The 16,548-nt window shown below is 71.4% G+C and carries 14 protein-coding genes; 9 read left to right on the forward strand and 5 right to left on the reverse strand.

Annotated features, from left to right (window positions below):
• Positions 1-574 precede the first annotated feature (574 nt).
• From ACGFN2_RS23835 to ACGFN2_RS23845, 3 genes are all read left to right on the forward strand, one after another.
• A complete protein-coding gene (locus ACGFN2_RS23835; protein ID WP_362605011.1) occupies positions 575-2,371 on the forward strand; it encodes a DEAD/DEAH box helicase in 1,797 nt (598 codons plus the stop codon).
• Between the two features lie 401 nt (positions 2,372-2,772).
• Positions 2,773-3,414 carry a helix-turn-helix domain-containing protein gene (locus ACGFN2_RS23840; protein ID WP_362605013.1) on the forward strand — a complete coding sequence of 214 codons (642 nt, stop codon included), beginning with the start codon at positions 2,773-2,775 and terminating at the stop codon, positions 3,412-3,414.
• Positions 3,415-3,521: 107 nt separating this feature from the next.
• Positions 3,522-4,301: a S16 family serine protease gene (locus ACGFN2_RS23845; RefSeq protein ID WP_362605015.1), complete on the forward strand. Its 780-nt coding sequence runs from the start codon at positions 3,522-3,524 to the stop codon at positions 4,299-4,301.
• Positions 4,302-4,351: 50 nt separating this feature from the next.
• On the opposite strand, the gene ACGFN2_RS23850 is transcribed toward ACGFN2_RS23845, so the two are convergent.
• The 5 genes from ACGFN2_RS23850 to ACGFN2_RS23870 are packed head-to-tail and all read right to left on the reverse strand — an operon-like array spanning position 4,352 to position 8,648.
• Positions 4,352-5,365, reverse strand: a complete 1,014-nt coding sequence (locus ACGFN2_RS23850; protein WP_393363606.1) for a glycine betaine ABC transporter substrate-binding protein — start codon at positions 5,363-5,365, stop codon at positions 4,352-4,354.
• On the reverse strand, positions 5,362-6,255 hold the full coding sequence (locus tag ACGFN2_RS23855) for an ABC transporter permease (protein WP_393363609.1): 894 nt from the start codon (positions 6,253-6,255) through the stop codon (positions 5,362-5,364). Before ACGFN2_RS23855 ends, ACGFN2_RS23850 begins: the two co-directional genes overlap by 4 nt.
• A complete protein-coding gene (locus ACGFN2_RS23860; protein ID WP_362605021.1) occupies positions 6,252-7,526 on the reverse strand; it encodes a betaine/proline/choline family ABC transporter ATP-binding protein in 1,275 nt (424 codons plus the stop codon). Before ACGFN2_RS23860 ends, ACGFN2_RS23855 begins: the two co-directional genes overlap by 4 nt.
• A complete protein-coding gene (locus ACGFN2_RS23865) occupies positions 7,519-8,166 on the reverse strand; it encodes an ABC transporter permease (RefSeq protein WP_362605023.1) in 648 nt (215 codons plus the stop codon). The genes ACGFN2_RS23860 and ACGFN2_RS23865 overlap by 8 nt, the downstream gene beginning before the upstream one ends.
• A 14-nt stretch (positions 8,167-8,180) precedes the next feature.
• The gene (locus tag ACGFN2_RS23870; RefSeq protein ID WP_018091280.1) at positions 8,181-8,648 is read right to left on the reverse strand and encodes an Lrp/AsnC family transcriptional regulator; all 468 of its coding nucleotides are present in this window, start codon (positions 8,646-8,648) and stop codon (positions 8,181-8,183) included.
• 129 nt (positions 8,649-8,777) lie between these two features.
• On the opposite strand from ACGFN2_RS23870, the gene hppD reads away from it, so the two are divergent.
• The 6 genes from hppD to ACGFN2_RS23900 all read left to right on the forward strand — a co-directional run bounded on the left by hppD (position 8,778) and on the right by ACGFN2_RS23900 (position 16,539).
• Positions 8,778-9,932, forward strand: coding sequence for a 4-hydroxyphenylpyruvate dioxygenase (hppD, locus tag ACGFN2_RS23875; protein ID WP_393363614.1), 1,155 nt, complete (start codon positions 8,778-8,780; stop codon positions 9,930-9,932).
• A gap of 100 nt (positions 9,933-10,032) precedes the next feature.
• Positions 10,033-11,397, forward strand: a complete 1,365-nt coding sequence (locus tag ACGFN2_RS23880; RefSeq protein ID WP_393363617.1) for an FAD-binding oxidoreductase — start codon at positions 10,033-10,035, stop codon at positions 11,395-11,397.
• Positions 11,398-11,631: 234 nt separating this feature from the next.
• Positions 11,632-12,459 carry an FAD binding domain-containing protein gene (locus ACGFN2_RS23885; RefSeq protein ID WP_393363620.1) on the forward strand — a complete coding sequence of 276 codons (828 nt, stop codon included), beginning with the start codon at positions 11,632-11,634 and terminating at the stop codon, positions 12,457-12,459.
• Positions 12,456-15,182, forward strand: coding sequence for a molybdopterin-dependent oxidoreductase (locus ACGFN2_RS23890; protein WP_393363623.1), 2,727 nt, complete (start codon positions 12,456-12,458; stop codon positions 15,180-15,182). The genes ACGFN2_RS23885 and ACGFN2_RS23890 overlap by 4 nt, the downstream gene beginning before the upstream one ends.
• A complete protein-coding gene (locus ACGFN2_RS23895; protein ID WP_393363626.1) occupies positions 15,179-16,150 on the forward strand; it encodes an antibiotic biosynthesis monooxygenase in 972 nt (323 codons plus the stop codon). Before ACGFN2_RS23890 ends, ACGFN2_RS23895 begins: the two co-directional genes overlap by 4 nt.
• A gap of 65 nt (positions 16,151-16,215) precedes the next feature.
• Positions 16,216-16,539, forward strand: a complete 324-nt coding sequence (locus ACGFN2_RS23900) for a hypothetical protein (RefSeq protein ID WP_362605037.1) — start codon at positions 16,216-16,218, stop codon at positions 16,537-16,539.
• Positions 16,540-16,548 lie beyond the last annotated feature (9 nt).

Below are 16,548 nucleotides of genomic sequence, written 5' to 3' on the forward strand. Positions count from 1 at the left end.
GGGTCCGCGGCGCGGGGCGTGGGCGGGGGTGGTGTTTGCGGGTGGCTCCGCCGTTGCGCCTGCGGCGGGCGGGTGGGTGTCGGGTGCGGTGACGGGCCTCCGGGGCAGGGTTTCCGGACTGCTTCGCTTTACGTCCGGAAACCCTGCCCCTCCGGCCCGTCCCCTCCCGTTGGGGGAGTGAGTACAGGTGAGTGGGGGCGGGCGCTGCCCAAGGGCATTTCCACGATCTCGCCGAGCCGCACAGGACCAGCAGCATAAGCCCCCACCCACCGTTTTCCCCATCCCCCCACGGGAGGGGACGGGCCGGAGGGGCCTGGTGTGTGGACGTAAAGCGAAGCAGTCCACACACCAGGCCCCGGAGGCCCGTCACCGCACCCCGACAGCCCCGCGCAGCGGACCGGCCCGCCGCAGGCGCAACGGCGAGGAACGCACAAGCATCACCCGCGCCCAAGCCCCGCGCAGCGGAGCCGTGACGGAGCCCCCCGCGGCGGGAACACGGACTACGTGGGAGGCAGGCCAAGCGCAGCGATAGGGTGGCGCGGTTGCCGATCGCCGAGTTCAGCCGACGGAGACCGTGACTACCACCACCAGCGCCACCAATAACCATCACCTCTCCCCGGCGTTTCCGGGGCGGGCCCCTTGGGGTACCGCGAACAAGCTGCGTGCCTGGCAGCAGGCGGCCATGGACCGCTACATCGAGGCGCAGCCGAGAGACTTCCTCGCCGTGGCGACGCCGGGCGCCGGCAAGACGACCTTCGCGCTCACGCTCGCCTCGTGGCTGCTGCACCACCACGTGGTGCAGCAGGTGACGGTCGTCGCACCGACCGAGCATCTGAAGAAGCAGTGGGCGGAGGCGGCCGCCCGGCTGGGGATCAAGCTGGACCCGGAGTACAGCGCGGGGCCGCTGGGCCGCGAGTACCACGGGGTCGCGGTCACCTACGCCGGTGTGGGCGTCCGGCCGATGCTGCACCGCAACCGGATCGAGCAGCGCAAGACGCTGGTGATCCTCGACGAGATCCATCACGCCGGTGACTCCAAGTCGTGGGGCGAGGCGTGTCTGGAGGCGTTCGAGCCGGCGACCCGGCGGCTGGCGCTGACCGGTACGCCGTTCCGGTCGGACACCAACCCGATCCCGTTCGTGACGTACGAGGAGGGGAACGACGGCATCCGGCGTTCCTCGGCCGACTACACCTACGGCTACGGGAACGCGCTGGGCGACGGCGTGGTCCGGCCGGTCATCTTCCTCTCGTACAGCGGCAACATGCGCTGGCGGACGAAGGCGGGGGACGAGATCGCGGCGCGGCTCGGCGAGCCGATGACCAAGGACGCGGTGTCGCAGGCGTGGCGGACGGCGCTGGACCCGCGCGGCGACTGGATGCCGAACGTGCTGCGCGCCGCCGACCGGCGGCTGAGCGAGGTCCGTAAGGCCATTCCGGACGCGGGGGCGCTGGTGATCGCCTCCGACCAGGAGCAGGCGCGGGCGTACGCCAAGCTGATCCGGGAGATCACGGGGGAGGGCGCCACCCTGGTGCTGTCCGACGACTCCGGGGCCTCGCAGCGCATCGACGACTTCTCGCACTCCCAGGACCGCTGGATGGTCGCGGTCCGGATGGTGTCCGAGGGGGTGGACGTGCCGCGGCTGGCGGTCGGGGTGTACGCGACCACGATCTCGACGCCGCTGTTCTTCGCGCAGGCCGTGGGGCGGTTCGTGCGCTCCCGTAAGCGCGGTGAGACCGCCTCGGTCTTCCTGCCCACCGTCCCGAACCTGCTCGGCTTCGCCAATGAGATGGAGGTCGAGCGCGATCATGTGCTCGACAAGCCGAAGAAGGACGGGGAGGAAGATCCGTACGCCGAGTCCGAGAAGGAGATGGACGAGGCGAACAAGGAGCAGGACGAGGACACCGGCGAGCAGGAGCAGTTCTCGTTCGAGGCGCTGGAGTCGGAGGCGGTCTTCGACCGGGTGCTCTACGACGGCGCCGAGTTCGGTATGCAGGCGCACGCGGGCAGCGAGGAGGAGCAGGACTACCTCGGCATCCCCGGGCTGCTGGAGCCCGATCAGGTGCAGATGCTGTTGCAGAAGCGGCAGGCCCGGCAGATCGCGCACAGCAAGAAGCGGCCGGACGAGGAGGCCGACCTGCTGGAGCTGCCGGCCGAGCGGCGTCCGGTGGTCACGCACAAGGAGCTGCTGGAGCTGCGGAAGCAGCTGAACACGCTGGTCGGCGCGTATGTGCACCAGAGCGGGAAGCCGCACGGGGTGATCCACACCGAGCTGCGGCGGGTGTGCGGCGGACCGCCGAGCGCGGAGGCCACCGCCGGGCAGCTGACCGAGCGGATCAAGAAGGTCCGGGAGTGGGCGACGCGGATGCGGTGAGCCCGCCCGGAGCCCGGTGGGGCGGTGTGCCGTGGGGACGGTGTGCCGCCCTTCGCCGTTTCCGCGGGCGGTGGGGCGGTGGGGCGGTGGGGCGGTGTGCCGGATCTGCCGGTTTCCGTCACCCCCGGATAACGTGCCGGCCCTCCCTGAAACACCACACGGAACATAACGGGGCGTTCTGGGTGGACGTACTGGGATATTGCGGGCGCCGGCGACCGGATTCTGGACGGACTCTTCCGCTCACCGAACCGGCTCGCTACTGTCCCGGTCACGCACACGCCCCGTGGCAGCGCCGCCGCGGAGCGCAGCCGGTGCCATGCGGCCGGCGGCCTCTAGCGCGCGCTGCCTCCGGTACCGCAGCGCGTCGCGCCCGAGGGCCGCCACTCACCCAGGAGGGCGTCGTGACCGCAGAGACCTCCCAGACACTCGACCGGGGACTGCGTGTCCTCAAACTCCTCGCCGACACCGATCACGGGCTGACCGTCACCGAGCTGTCCCACAAGCTCGGCGTCAACCGCACCGTGGTCTACCGCCTCCTGGCCACGCTGGAGCAGCACGCCCTGGTGCGCCGCGACATCGGCGGCCGGGCCCGGGTCGGCCTGGGGGTGCTGCGCCTGGGCCGTCAGGTGCATCCGCTGGTCCGCGAGGCCGCCCTGCCCGCGCTGCGGTCGCTCGCCGAGGACGTCGGGGCCACCGCGCACCTCACCCTCGTCGACGGCACGGAGGCGCTGGCGGTCGCCGTGGTGGAGCCGACCTGGACCGACTACCACGTGGCCTACCGGGCCGGTTTCCGTCATCCGCTGGACCGGGGAGCCGCCGGGCGGGCCATCCTCAAGGCCCGGCAGGGCCGTATCCAGGACGCCGGGCTGGCGCTGACGCACGGGGAGCTGGAGGCCGGTGCGAGCGGTGCGGCGGCCCCGTTGCTCGGGGTGAGCGGTATCGAGGGGAGTGTGGGCGTGGTGATGCTCGCCGACACCGTCTCCGAGCGGATCGGACCGCGGGTGGTCGACGCGGCCCGGGAGGTGTCCGAGGCGCTCCGCTGAGTGCCGGGGTGCGGCCGGGGCCACGGGGTGTGAAGGGGCGGTGGCCGTGTCGTGAGGTGGCAGCGCCGTAAGACCCTGGTGGGGCGGGGGTCAATTAGGGTGGCGGGGTGTCTGCACGCACCCGCGCCCTGGCGGTCTGCACCGCCCTCGTCCTCGGCCTCCTCGTCACCGCGGTCTTCGCCCCGCTGCCGTACTCGCTCGCCTATCCGGGCATGACGGCGAACGTCCTCGGTGCCGACAAGGGCAAGCCGGTGATCACCATCTCCGGCGCCGGGACCCGCAAGACCAGCGGGCAGCTGCGGATGACCTCGATCGTGGCGACCGGCCCGGACGCCGCCGTCCATCTGCCGGACCTGGTCTCGGGCTGGTTCCGTACGGACGAGGCCGTGATGCCGCGGGAGGCGGTCTACCCGGTGGGCGAGAACACCGAGGAGATCGCCGAGCACAACGCGCAGCAGATGCGGGAGTCCCAGGACACGGCCACCAGCGCGGCCCTCGGGCAGGTCGGCAGGTCGGCCAAGGACATCGAGGTCAAGCTGAGCCTCGCGGACGTCGGCGGGCCGAGCGCCGGGCTGATGTTCGCCCTGGGCATCGTCGACAAGCTGGACGGTGACGGCGCGGGCCACGACCTGACCGGCGGGCGCACCATCGCCGGCACCGGCACCATCACGGCCGGCGGCAAGGTCGGCGCGGTGGGCGGCGTCCCGCTGAAGACGCAGGCCGCGAAGCGGGACGGTGCCACCGTCTTCCTGGTGCCGCGCAAGGAGTGCGCCGACGCGCGGGCGGAGCTGCCGAAGGGGCTGCGGCTGATCCCGGTCAGCACCCTCGACGGCGCGGTGGACGCCCTGAAGGCGCTGCGCACCGGGGGTGCGGTCCCCAGCTGCTGAGGCGGCGGGCGGCGGCCCGGCGCGGGCGGCCCCGGAAGCGGGCGCCGCCGTCACGCCTCCTTGATGAAGCCCTCCTGGATCAGCCAGTTCTTGGCGACCTCGTGCGGGTCCTCGCCGTCCACGTCGACCTTGCGGTTCAGTTCCTGGGCGACGGTGTTGTCGAGCGCCTTGGTGACCGGGGCCAGCACCTCGGCGATCGCCGGGTACTTCTTCAGGGCCTTGGCGTTGATCTCGGGCGCGACGTTGTAGTTGGGGAAGAAGTGCTTGTCGTCGGCGAGGACGTGCAGATGCATCGCCTTGATCCGGCCGTCGGTGGTGAAGACCTCACCGAACGCGCAGGTGCCCTTCTCGGTCTCGGTGTAGACGACACCGCCGGTCATCTTGCGGACGTTGGCGGAGGGCACGTTCATGCCGTACGCCCGCGCCATGCCGGGCAGCCCGTCGTTGCGGGTGGCGAACTCGTTCTCCACGCACATCGTCACGGCGCCGGGCTTCCTGCGGGACAGCGCCGCGACGTCCGAGAGGTCGCGCACCGCCAGCTTCTTGTAGTTCGCGGAGTTCAGCGCCAGCGCGTAGGTGTTGTTCAGCCGGGAGGCCGGCAGCCAGACGATGCCGTTCTTCGCGTCCTCGTCGCGGACCGCCTTCCACTGCTCCTGGGGGTCGACGATCGGCTTGGTGTGGCCGAGGTAGGTGATCCAGCCGGTGCCGGTGTACTCGTACGCGGCGTCCGCCGTGCCGGACTTGACGGCCTCCCGGGCGCCGATCGAGCCCTGGATGCTGGTCTTGTCGATGACCTTGGCGCCGGCCGCCTCGAAGACGAGGCCCATCATCTGGCCGAGGATGATCTGCTCGGTGAACTCCTTCGAGGTCACGGTGAGCTGCGCCCCGGTGAGCGGACGGCCCTGGTAGCCCGCCTTCGGGCCCGGCCGTACGTCGTCGGTCATCGCGCTGCCGCTGACCAGGCCGCAGCCGCCGAGGACGGCGGCGGTGAGCAGGGCGACGGCGAGCCGGGCGGTCCGGCGGGGTGCGGGGCGGCGGCCGGTCCGGCGCGGGTGCCCGGTCATGCCGTCACCTCCAGGCCACGGGGGCGGAGCAGCAGTTCGGCCAGCGAGGCCAGCCACTCCACCAGCAGGGCGAGCGCCACGGTCAGCACCGACCCGAGGATGAGGACGGGCATCCGCTGGGTGACGATCCCCGCCGAGATCAGGTCGCCGAGGCCGCCGCCCCCGCCGAAGGTCGCCAGCGTCGCGGTGCCGACGTTCAGCACCAGCGCGGTACGGACCCCGGCCAGGATCAGCGGGACCGCCAGCGGCAGCTCGACCTGGGTCAGCACACCCGTGGGGGACATGCCGATGCCGCGGGCCGCCTCGGTCAGCGTCGGGTCGATGCCGCGCAGTCCGGCGATGGTGTTGGCGAGCACCGGCAGCACGGCGTAGATGACCATGCCGACGATCGCCGACCGGGCGCCGATGCCCAGCCAGATCACCAGCAGGATCAGCAGACCCAGGGCCGGCACCGCCTGCCCGAGGTTGGCGAAGGCCATCGCGAACGGGGTGGCCCGGCGCAGCCTGGACCGGGTCAGCGCGATGCCCAGCGGGATCGCGATGATCAGCACGAAGAAGGTGGAGATCGCGGTGAGCTGGATGTGCTGCCGCAGCGCGATCCACACCTTGCCGTTGTCCACCGCCTGGTGGGCGATGGAGTCCAGCCGGGCGCCGCGGAACCACAGCCAGGTGGCGAGCAGCGCGGCCACCAGGAAGGCCGGCATGAAGGTCCACTTCTGCCAGCTGATCCGGCGCGCGCCGGAGGGCGGGGACACGACCGGAGCCTCGCCGGAGGCCAGCTCCCGCTGCGCCATCTCGACCTCGTCCTTGAAGGCGAGGGCCTCGTGGTCGCTCGGGTGCCGCCCGGCCGGGCGCGGGCTGTCGCCGCCGCTCCCGTCGCGGGGGCTCATGCCTTGCCTCCCGGTCCGGCCCCGTCGCCGCCCGCCCCGGCCAGGCCCTCCTGCTCCAACTGGGTCCGGTGGGCGCGCTGTTCCTGGAGCTGGTGCTGGTGCTCGATCGCTTCGAGGCGGTCGGCCTCCAGCAGCTCGTGGACGTTGTTCATCAGCGTCTCCATGTCGACCACGCCGATGTACTCGCCGCGCCGCCCGGTGACCGCGACCCGGCCCGCGTTGTCGGTGAGCACCGCCTCCAGGGCGTCGCGCAGCGTCGCGTCCCGGGTCACGGTGTCGGCCACCAGGGTGCCGGCCCGGGCCAGCGACTCCCTGGCCCGTGCCAGGTCGCCGCGGCGCAGCCACTTGTACGGGCGGTGGTTGCGGTCCAGCAGCAGCAACTCGTTGTGGGAGCCGGAGCGCAGCCGGTCGAAGATGGCTTCCAGGGGGTCGTCGAGGCCGGCGGTGGGGAAGTCGACGATGGCCACGTCCCGTACGCGGGTGAGGTTGAGCCGCTTGAGGGCCGCCCCGGCGCCCACGAAGCCGGAGACGAAGTCGTCGGACGGGTTGGTGAGGATGGCCTCGGGGGTGTCGAACTGGGCGATGTGCGACTGCTCGCGGAGTACCGCGATGCGGTCGCCGAGCTTGATCGCCTCGTCGAAGTCGTGGGTGACGAAGCAGATGGTCTTGTGCAGCTCGTGCTGGAGCCGGATCAGCTCGTCCTGGAGGTGGTCGCGGGTGATCGGGTCGACGGCGCCGAACGGCTCGTCCATCAGCAGCACCGGCGGGTCGGCGGCGAGCGCGCGGGCCACCCCGACGCGCTGCTGCTGGCCGCCGGAGAGCTGGCGCGGATAGCGGCCGTGGAACTCCCGCGGGTCCAGGCCGACCAGGTCGAGCATCTCCTCGACCCGGCCCGCCACCCGGCTCTTGGACCAGCCGGTCATCTTCGGGACCAGGGCGATGTTCTGGGCGACCGTCATGTGCGGGAAGAGGCCGGAGGCCTGGATGGCGTAGCCCACCTTGCGGCGCAGCCTGACCGGGTCCATGTCGGTGACGTCCTCGTCGCCGATGCGGATGCGTCCGGAGGTCGGCTCGATCAGCCGGTTGATCATCTTCAGACAGGTGGACTTGCCGCAGCCGGAGGGCCCCACGAAGATCACGGTCTCGCCGGCCTTGATCTCCAGGTTGACGTTGTCCACCGCGGGGGCGGCGCTCCCCGGGTAGACCTTCGTCAGGTTCTCCAGATGGATTCTGGCCCCGGAGTCCGGGGCGGTCTCTGTCGTCTCAGGCACGAATCCCCCTGGAGATGGTCAGGCGTCCGATGAGGACGTACGCGGCGTCGAAGAGAAGAGCGAGGATGGCGATCCCGAGGGTGCCGGAGAGCACCTGGTTGAGGGAGTTGGCGCTGCCCAGCGAGGCGATCCCGCGGAAGATCTCGTTGCCCAGGCCGGGGCCGGAGGCGAAGGCGGCGATGGCGGCGATGCCCATCAGCATCTGGGTGGCGACCCGGATGCCGGTGAGGATGGGCGGCCAGGCCAGCGGCAGTTCGACGCGGAAGAGCCGGGCGGTGCGGGACATCCCGATGCCGGTGGCCGCGTCGACCAGGTCCGGGTCCACCCCGCGCAGCCCGACGATGGCGTTCCGGACCACCGGCAGCAGTCCGTACAGCGTCAGGGCGATCACCGTCGGGGGGACGCCCAGGCCGACGATCGGGATCAGCAGACCGATCAGGGCCAGGGACGGGATGGTCAGGATGGTGGCGGTCGAGACGGTGGCGAGATTGCCGGCCCACTCGCTGCGATAGGTCACCACGGCGATGAGGACTCCCAGCAGGGTGGCGAGCACCATGCACTGGAAGACCGCACTGGCGTGCTGATACGTATCCGTCAGCAGCTGGGCGTGCCGGGTCACGACGTATTCCCAGAAGCTCACTCGGTCTCCTCGGTTCAGTCTCCCGATGCCTGTTTCACCAGCGGGATGATCCGCAACGGAACCGGATTTTCCATCACGATTGCCGTCGAGGCCCGCACGATCCCATCAAAGCCCACAACCCGGTCGATCACGCGCTGAAGATCGGCGTTGGACCGGGCGACGAGCCTGCACAGCATGTCCCCGTGTCCCGTCGTTGTATGCAGTTCCAACACCTCGGGAACGGTCGTCAAGTGGGCGCGTACGTCATTCCCTTGACCCTGTTTGATCTCCAGCGTGGCAAAAGCGGTCACGGGATAGCCGAGCGCCGCCGGGTCCACCTCCGGCCCGAAGCCCCGGATCACTCCATTCGACTGAAGCCGGTCGAGCCGGGCCTGCACCGTGCCGCGGGCCACGCCCAGCCGCCGGGACGCCTCCAGGACGCCGATCCGCGGCTCCTCGGCGAGCAGCTCCAGCAGCGCCCCGTCCAAATGATCGATCGCCATGGTCCGTGCCGTCCCTTTCGATGGTCATCATGTACAGATAGCCCGGCGCGGACGCCGTCTCGCTATGCAGAATGCCCAGAGGATTCGCGAACTATTGCGCACCTTGTGGATCGGCGAGACTCTGCGGCCATGGCAGACACCACGATGCACCCTCAGCCCACCACCCCCGGCACGGCCCGGCAGGCGGACCCCTTCCCGGTCAAGGGGATGGACGCGGTCGTCTTCGCCGTCGGGAACGCCAAGCAGGCCGCGCACTACTACTCGACCGCCTTCGGCATGAAGCGCGTCGCCTACTCCGGTCCGGAGAACGGCAGCCGGGAGACCGCGAGTTATGTGCTGGAGTCCGGCGGCGCCCGGTTCGTGTTCACCTCCGTCATCAAGCCCACCACCGAGTGGGGCCGCTTCCTCGCCGACCATGTCGCGGCCCACGGCGACGGCGTCATCGACCTCGCCATCGAGGTCCCGGACGCCCGCGCCGCCTACGAGCACGCCGTCGCCCAGGGCGCCACCGGGCTGGAGAAGCCCTACGAGCTCACGGACGAGCACGGGACCGTCGTCCTGGCGGCCATCGCCACGTACGGCAAGACCCGGCACACCCTCGTCGAGCGCTCCGGCTACGACGGCCCCTACCTGCCGGGCTACGCCGCCGTCGAGCCCCTGGTGGAGACCGGCCCGCGGCGCTTCCAGGCCATCGACCACTGCGTCGGCAACGTCGAACTCGGCAAGATGAACGAGTGGGTGGCCTTCTACAACAAGGTCATGGGCTTCACCAACATGAAGGAGTTCGTGGGCGACGACATCGCCACCGAATACAGCGCGCTGATGTCGAAGGTCGTCGCCGACGGCACGCTCAAGGTCAAGTTCCCGATCAACGAGCCCGCGATCGCGAAGAAGAAGTCGCAGATCGACGAGTACCTGGAGTTCTTCGGCGGCCCCGGCGTCCAGCACATCGCGCTGGCCACCAACGACATCGTCGCCAGCGTCCGGGCGATGCGGGCCTCCGGGGTGGAATTCCTGGACACCCCCGACTCCTACTACGACACCCTCGGCGAGTGGGCCGGCGAGACCCGGGTGCCCGTCGAGACGCTCCGTGAGCTGAAGATCCTCGTCGACCGCGACGAGGACGGCTACCTGCTGCAGATCTTCACCAAGCCGGTCCAGGACCGGCCGACGGTGTTCTTCGAGATGATCGAGCGGCACGGCTCCATGGGCTTCGGCAAGGGCAACTTCAAGGCGCTCTTCGAGGCCATCGAGCGGGAGCAGGAGCGGCGCGGCAACCTCTGAGCCGTCCGGCGGGCCGGGGCGCCCGCGTCCGGTGCGCCCGACGGGCCCGGGGGCCGTACACGATCTTCCGTGGACGGCCCCCGGGTGCGAGGCTGAGGGTATGGACCTCATCGCACGTCTGCGCGCCGGGCTCCCGGAGGAAGCGATCCTCACCGACCCCGACGTCACCGGCTCCTACGCCAACGACATGGCGAGCTTCTGCGAGGCGGGGACGCCCGCCGTGGTCGTGCTGCCGCGGACCGTCGAGCAGGTCCAGCACGTCATGCGGACGGCCACCGAGCTGCGGGTGCCGGTCGTCCCGCAGGGGGCGCGTACGGGGCTGTCAGGCGCCGCCAACGCCTCCGACGGCTGCCTCGTGCTGTCGCTGGTCAAGATGGACCGGATCATCGAGATCAACCCCGTCGACCGGATCGCGGTGGTCGAACCGGGCGTCGTCAACGCCGTGCTGTCCCGCGCGGTGAACGAGCACGGGCTCTACTACCCGCCCGATCCCTCCAGTTGGGAGGAGTGCTCCATCGGCGGGAACATCGGCACCGCCTCCGGCGGCCTGTGCTGCGTCAAGTACGGCGTCACCGCCGAGTACGTGCTCGGCCTGGACGTGGTCCTCGCCGACGGGCGGCTGCTGACGACCGGCCGGCGCACCGCCAAAGGCGTCGCCGGCTACGACCTCACCCGGCTGTTCGTCGGCTCCGAGGGAAGCCTGGGCATCGTCGTCCGCGCCGTCCTCGCGCTCCGGCCGGAGCCGCCGCAGCAGCTCGTGCTGGCCGCCGAGTTCCCGTCCACCGCCGCCGCCTGCGAGGCGGTCTGCGAGATCATGGCCCGCGGCCACGCCCCCTCGCTGCTGGAGCTGATGGACCGTACGAGCATCCGCGCGGTCAACGACATGGCGCAGATGGGCCTCCCCGACAGCACCGAGGCGCTGCTGCTGGCCGCCTTCGACACCCCCGACCCGGCCGCCGACCTCGCCGCCGTCGGCAAGCTGTGCACCGCGGCCGGAGCCACCGAGGTGGTGCCCGCCGAGACCGCCGCCGAGTCCGATCTGCTGCTCCAGGCCCGCCGGCTGACCCTCACCGCGCTGGAGCGGGTCAAGTCCGCCACGATGATCGACGATGTGTGCGTACCGCGCTCCCGGCTCGCCGAGATGCTGGACGGCACCGCCGCCATCGCCGGGAAGTACGGCCTCACCATCGGCGTCTGCGCCCACGCCGGGGACGGCAACACCCACCCCACGGTCTGCTTCGACGCCGCCGACCCGGACGAGTCCCGCCGGGCCCGGGAGTCCTTCGACGACATCATGGCGCTCGGCCTGCGGCTGGGCGGCACCATCACCGGGGAGCACGGGGTCGGCGTCCTCAAGAAGGAGTGGCTGGCCCGCGAACTGGGGCCGGTGGGGCTGGAGTTGCAGCGCGGCATCAAGGACGTCTTCGACCCGCTGGGCATTCTCAACCCCGGAAAGCTCTTCTGACGCACCGGGGACCGGAGTTCCCGCTGCCGGTGCGAGGCCGGATTTTACCCGTCCTGACGCGGGTGCGCAGAAAGGGCGGAGGCGGACCCTTCTGCCTATCCTGAACACGGATATCCGCGCCTTCCGGCTCCTTCCGCGAGAAGTCCGGCCACCAGCGGCCCCCAGGGATTCCGCCGTTCGGGATCACGGCGTTCCCCGCGCGCACGATCGCCGTCGTGAGGGAGATCCGTTCCCATGGACCTCAACACCATCACCGAAGTCGTCCGGCGCCCGCCCGGACGGCCGGGCGCGGACTGGCGCGCGGGCGACGCCTGGCTCGCCGGCGGCACCTGGCTGTACTCCGTACCGCAGCCGGACCTGCGGCGGCTGATCGACCTGACGGCGCTGCGCTGGGACTCCCTCGTCCCGGGGGAGGCGGGGCTCGGCATCGGCGCGACCTGTACCGTCCGCGAGCTGTACGGCTGTACCCCGCCGCAGGAATGGCGCGCGGGCGCTCTGTTCGCGGCGAGCTGCGAGGCGTTCCTGTCCTCGTTCAAGGTCTGGAACGCGGCGACGGTCGGCGGCAACATCTGTATGTCCCTGCCGGCCGGCCCCATGATCACGCTGACGGTCGCCCTGGAGGCCCGGTACGAACTGTGGGGCACCGACGGGACCTCGCGCACCGTCGACGCGCTCGACTTCGTGACCGGCAACCACGAGAACGTGCTCGGCTTCGGGGAAGTCCTGCGGCGCATCGACATCCCGGCACCCGCCCTGCGCAAGCGCACCGCACACCGCCGCTTCTCCCTGACCCGGCTCGGCCGTTCGACGGTCTTCCTCATCGGCACGCAGACGCCGGGCACCCACGACCTGCTGCTCACCGTCACCGCCGGCACCACCCGGCCGGTACGGATGGCCTTCGACGAGGTGCCCGGCGCCCGGACGCTGCGGCAGCGCCTCGACGCCCTGCCCGCCGACATCTGGTTCGACGACCCCAACGGGACCCCGGACCACCGCCGCCATCTGACCCGGCACTTCGCCGAAGAGATCCGTCACGAACTCCTCGTGGGGGGCCCGGCATGACGTATCACGTGAACGGCGAGCGCTTCGCGGAGGAACCGGCCCCCGGGCAGTGTCTGCGCACCTTCCTCCGCACGCTCGGCCACTACGGCGTCAAGAAGGGCTGCGACGCGGGCGACTGCGGCGCCTGCACGGTCTGGCTGGACGGCGATCCGGTGCACAGCTGCATCACCCCCGCCTTCCGGGCGGACGGCCACGAGGTGACGACGGTCGAAGGGCTCGGGGCGCCCGGGAGGCTGCATCCGGTGCAGCGCCGGTTCCGCGACGCCCCCGGCTTCCAGTGCGGGTTCTGCACCGCGGGGATGATCATGACCTCGGCGACCTTCAGCGAGGCCCAGAAGGCGGACCTGCCCCGGGCGCTGAAGGGGAACCTGTGCCGCTGCACCGGCTACCGGGCGATCGAGGACGCCGTGCACGGAGTGGCCGGGGTCGCGGAGGCCGCGCCCGGGAAGGCCGTCGGGACGAGCGTCGGCGCGCCGGCGGCCGACGAGGTGGTCACCGGCCGCGCCGAGTTCACCATGGACACCCACCTCGACGGCATGCTGCACCTCAAGGTGCTGCACTCCCCCCACGCCCACGCCCGGATCGTCTCGGTCGACAAGACCGCCGCCCTCGCCGTGCCCGGGGTGCACCGCGTCTACACCTGGGAGGACGTCCCGCGCCGGCGCTTCACCACGGCGATCCACACCGACCACCTGGTGGACCCGGACGACACCTACGTCCTCGACCGCACCGTCCGCTTCGCCGGCCAGCGCGTCGCCGCGGTCCTCGCCGACTCGGTCGGGGCGGCGGAGGAGGGCTGCCGCCAGGTGGCCGTGGAGTACGAGGTGCTGCCCGCGGTCCTCGACCCCGAGGAGGCGCGGGCCGACGGGGCGCCACAACTGCACGGTGCGCACGACCCGTTCGTCCGCGACCCCATCCGCAACACCCTGGTGGAGATCCACTCGCACCTCGGCGACGTCGACGCGGGATTCGCCGAGGCCGAGGTGATCCACGAGGGCACCTACTTCTCGCCGCGGGTGCAGCACGCGCATCTGGAGACCCACGGCTCGATCGCCTGGATGGACGAGGGCCGCCTCCACGTCCGCACCAGCTCGCAGTCCCCGTCGATCGCCAAGGTCAAGCTGGCCTATCTGTTCGCGCTGCGCCCGGACCAGCTGCGGGTGTTCTGCACCCGCGTGGGCGGCGGCTTCGGCGGCAAGCAGGAAGTGATCTCGGAGGACCTGGCCGCGCTCGCCACCCTGGACACCGGACGGCCGGTCAGCTTCGAGTACACCCGCGAGGAGGAGTTCACCACCGCCTCGCCACGCCACCCCATGACCCTCACCGTGAAGCTCGGCGCCAAGGCGGACGGCACGCTCACCGCGATGCAGATCCGCAATGTGTCGAACACCGGCGCCTACGGCAACCACGCCGGCGAGACGCTCTTCGCGGGCGGCGCCGCCGTGATGATCTACCGCTGCCCCAACAAGAAGTACGACGCGTACTCCGTCTACACCAACACCGTGCCGAGCGGGGCCCTGCGCGGCTACGGCATGACCCAGCCCGCCTACGCCGTCGAGTCGGCCATGGACGAACTGGCCCGCGCCCTGCACCTGGACCCGCTCGCGCTGCGCCGGCGCAACATCGTGCGGCCGGGCGATCCGCTCCGCGCCATGGAAGAGGGCCCCGACGACGTGGTGTTCACCGAGGACGGCCTCGGCGCGTGCCTCGACCTGGTGGACGAGGCCATGGCCCGTACCGCCGACACACCGCCGCCCGGCCCCGGGTGGCTGGTCGGGGCCGGGGTGGCCGCTTCCCTGCACGAGACCGCGCCGCCCACCGAGCACCTCTCCGAGGCCTGGGTCACGCTGGGCGACGACCTGGTCTACGAACTCGCCGTCGGCACCGTCGAGTTCGGCGAGGGCACCTCGACCGCGCACGTCCAGCTCGCGGCCCAGCAGCTGGGCACCACCCCGGCGCGCATCCGCCTGGTGCAGTCCGACACCGACCGCACCGGATTCGACACCGGCGCCTTCGCCAGCGCGGGCCTCTTCGTGGCGGGCAATGCCGTGCTCCGCGCGGCGGGCGCCGTACGCGACCGCATCCTGGAGTTCGCCGCCGCGCACACCGGCGTCCATCTCGTGCTCTGCTCGATGGACGACGAGGGGGTCGTCTGCGGTGACCGGCGGGTGTCGCTGGCGGAACTGGTGGCGGCGGCCCGCGCGCGCGGCATCCGCTTCTCCGCCGCCCGCAAGGCGTACGGCTCGCCCCGCAGCGTCACCTCCAACGCGCAGGGCTTCCGGATCGCCGTCCATCCGGTGACCGGCGAGATCCGCGTCCTCCACAGCGTCCAGGCGACCGACGCCGCGGTGGTCATCAACCCCGCGCAGGTCCGGGGGCAGGTCGAGGGCGGGGTCGCCCAGGGCCTCGGCTTCGTCCTGACCGAGCACCACCACGTCGACGCGGACGGTGTCATGGCCAACCCGGACTTCCGCAACTACCGCCTCCCCACCTACGCCGACATCCCCCGCACGGAGGTGCTCCTGGTGGACTCGGCGGACTCCGTCGGGCCCCTGCGGTCGAAGGGGATCGCGGAGTGCTGCATCAACCCGGTGGCCCCCGCGCTGGCGAACGCGCTCCACGACGCCACCGGCGTCCGCTTCCGTGACCTGCCCCTCACCCCGGAACGCATCTACCGGCAGATCGGCGCGAGCGCCGCGGTGACGACGGGACCGCGCACATGACCACCGCACAGCCGGCGGGCGCCGGGGCCACGGTCATCATCGGGCAGAAGGTCCGGGCCGGCCAGGAGCGGGAGTTCCACTCCTGGCAGGAGGAGGTCAACGCCGCTGCCGCCGCCTACACCGGCTTCCTCGGCGCCGAGATCTCCCCGCCCACGCCCGTGCAGCCCGACTGGGTGGTCGTCTACCGGTTCGACTCGATCGCCCACCTCCAGGCGTGGATCAACAGCGCCACCCGGCAGAGCTTCCTCAACCGCGGCCGCGCCTACCTCGACGGCCCCGCCACCCAGCAGGTGCTCAGCGGCGGCACCCAGCCGCCGGACCCGCTGGTGACCGTGGTGGTCACCCACCGCGTCCACCCGGACCACGTCGACGCCTTCCTCGCCTGGCAGCGCCACATGACCGAGCAGGAGAGCACCTTCGAGGGCTTCCGCGGCACCGAACTGTTCCGCCCCGTCGAGGGGCTCCAGGACGAATGGACCACCCTCTACCGCTTCGACAGCGCCGAGCACCTCGACGCCTGGCTGACCTCGGGCAGACGGCAGGAAGTCCTCAAGGAGGGCGCGAAGTTCCACGACTTCCGCATGCGCACCATCGACAACTCCTTCGGCAGCTGGTTCGCCTTCGAGGAGAACGGCCGGCAGGCGCCGCCGCCGTCGGAGACCAAGACCTCCGTCGCGGTCTGGGTCGGCCTCTACCCGACCGTGGTGCTGCTGACGCTCGCCCTGTCACCGGCGCACCTGCCGCTCTGGCTGAACCTGCTCATCGGCAACCTGCTCTCCAGCTTCATCATGAGCTTCCTGACCATGCCGTTCTATGTGAACCCGCTGCTCAAACGGTGGCTGCGGCCGCCCCCGGACGCACCGCCCGGCCGGACCCGCCTCCTCGGACTCGGCCTCGTCACCGGGGTGATGGTGTTCTGGGCCGCGGTCTTCTTCCTCGTCACCACCCAGATCTGGCACCTGCCCTGACCCCGCGCCCCCGGCCGCCGCCACCCGGATGTACACGGCGGGGGCCGGGAGGGTTGACTGCCCCCATGACGATCAACGATCCGCACCGACCCGGCGAGGGCATGGTGACCTTCCGGGTGACCGGCCGGGGCGTCGACGACATCACCTACGCCGTCCAGGCACCGGGGGACTCCGGCAGCGAAGAGCAGGTCACCCGGCCGGAGTTGCCGTGGTTCGCGGTGACCGACGCGCGCGGGGTGGGGGCCATGCCGATGCTCACCCTGACCCTCGACGGGCCGGACGCCTACGCCGAGTGCGAGATCCTCACGGACGGCGCTCCGGCCGTCCGCGGCACCCTGCACGGCCCGGCCGCGACTGCCGTGTTCATGGCACGCGCCGCCGCCTCGTAGGGTGACCGC

It is taken from the genome of Streptomyces sp. NPDC048612 (assembly GCF_043199295.1).
In the GTDB taxonomy this organism is placed as follows: domain Bacteria; phylum Actinomycetota; class Actinomycetes; order Streptomycetales; family Streptomycetaceae; genus Streptomyces.

Coding starts and splice junctions, on each gene's coding strand:
- ACGFN2_RS23850 (WP_393363606.1), bottom strand. CDS start 5,365: ATGACCGGGCACCCGCGCCGGACCGGCCGCCGCCCCGCACCCCGCCGG.
- ACGFN2_RS23855 (WP_393363609.1), bottom strand. CDS start 6,255: ATGAGCCCCCGCGACGGGAGCGGCGGCGACAGCCCGCGCCCGGCCGGG.
- ACGFN2_RS23870 (WP_018091280.1), bottom strand. CDS start 8,648: ATGGCGATCGATCATTTGGACGGGGCGCTGCTGGAGCTGCTCGCCGAG.
- hppD (WP_393363614.1), top strand. CDS start 8,778: ATGGCAGACACCACGATGCACCCTCAGCCCACCACCCCCGGCACGGCC.
- ACGFN2_RS23880 (WP_393363617.1), top strand. CDS start 10,033: ATGGACCTCATCGCACGTCTGCGCGCCGGGCTCCCGGAGGAAGCGATC.
- ACGFN2_RS23885 (WP_393363620.1), top strand. CDS start 11,632: ATGGACCTCAACACCATCACCGAAGTCGTCCGGCGCCCGCCCGGACGG.
- ACGFN2_RS23890 (WP_393363623.1), top strand. CDS start 12,456: ATGACGTATCACGTGAACGGCGAGCGCTTCGCGGAGGAACCGGCCCCC.
- ACGFN2_RS23895 (WP_393363626.1), top strand. CDS start 15,179: ATGACCACCGCACAGCCGGCGGGCGCCGGGGCCACGGTCATCATCGGG.
- ACGFN2_RS23900 (WP_362605037.1), top strand. CDS start 16,216: ATGACGATCAACGATCCGCACCGACCCGGCGAGGGCATGGTGACCTTC.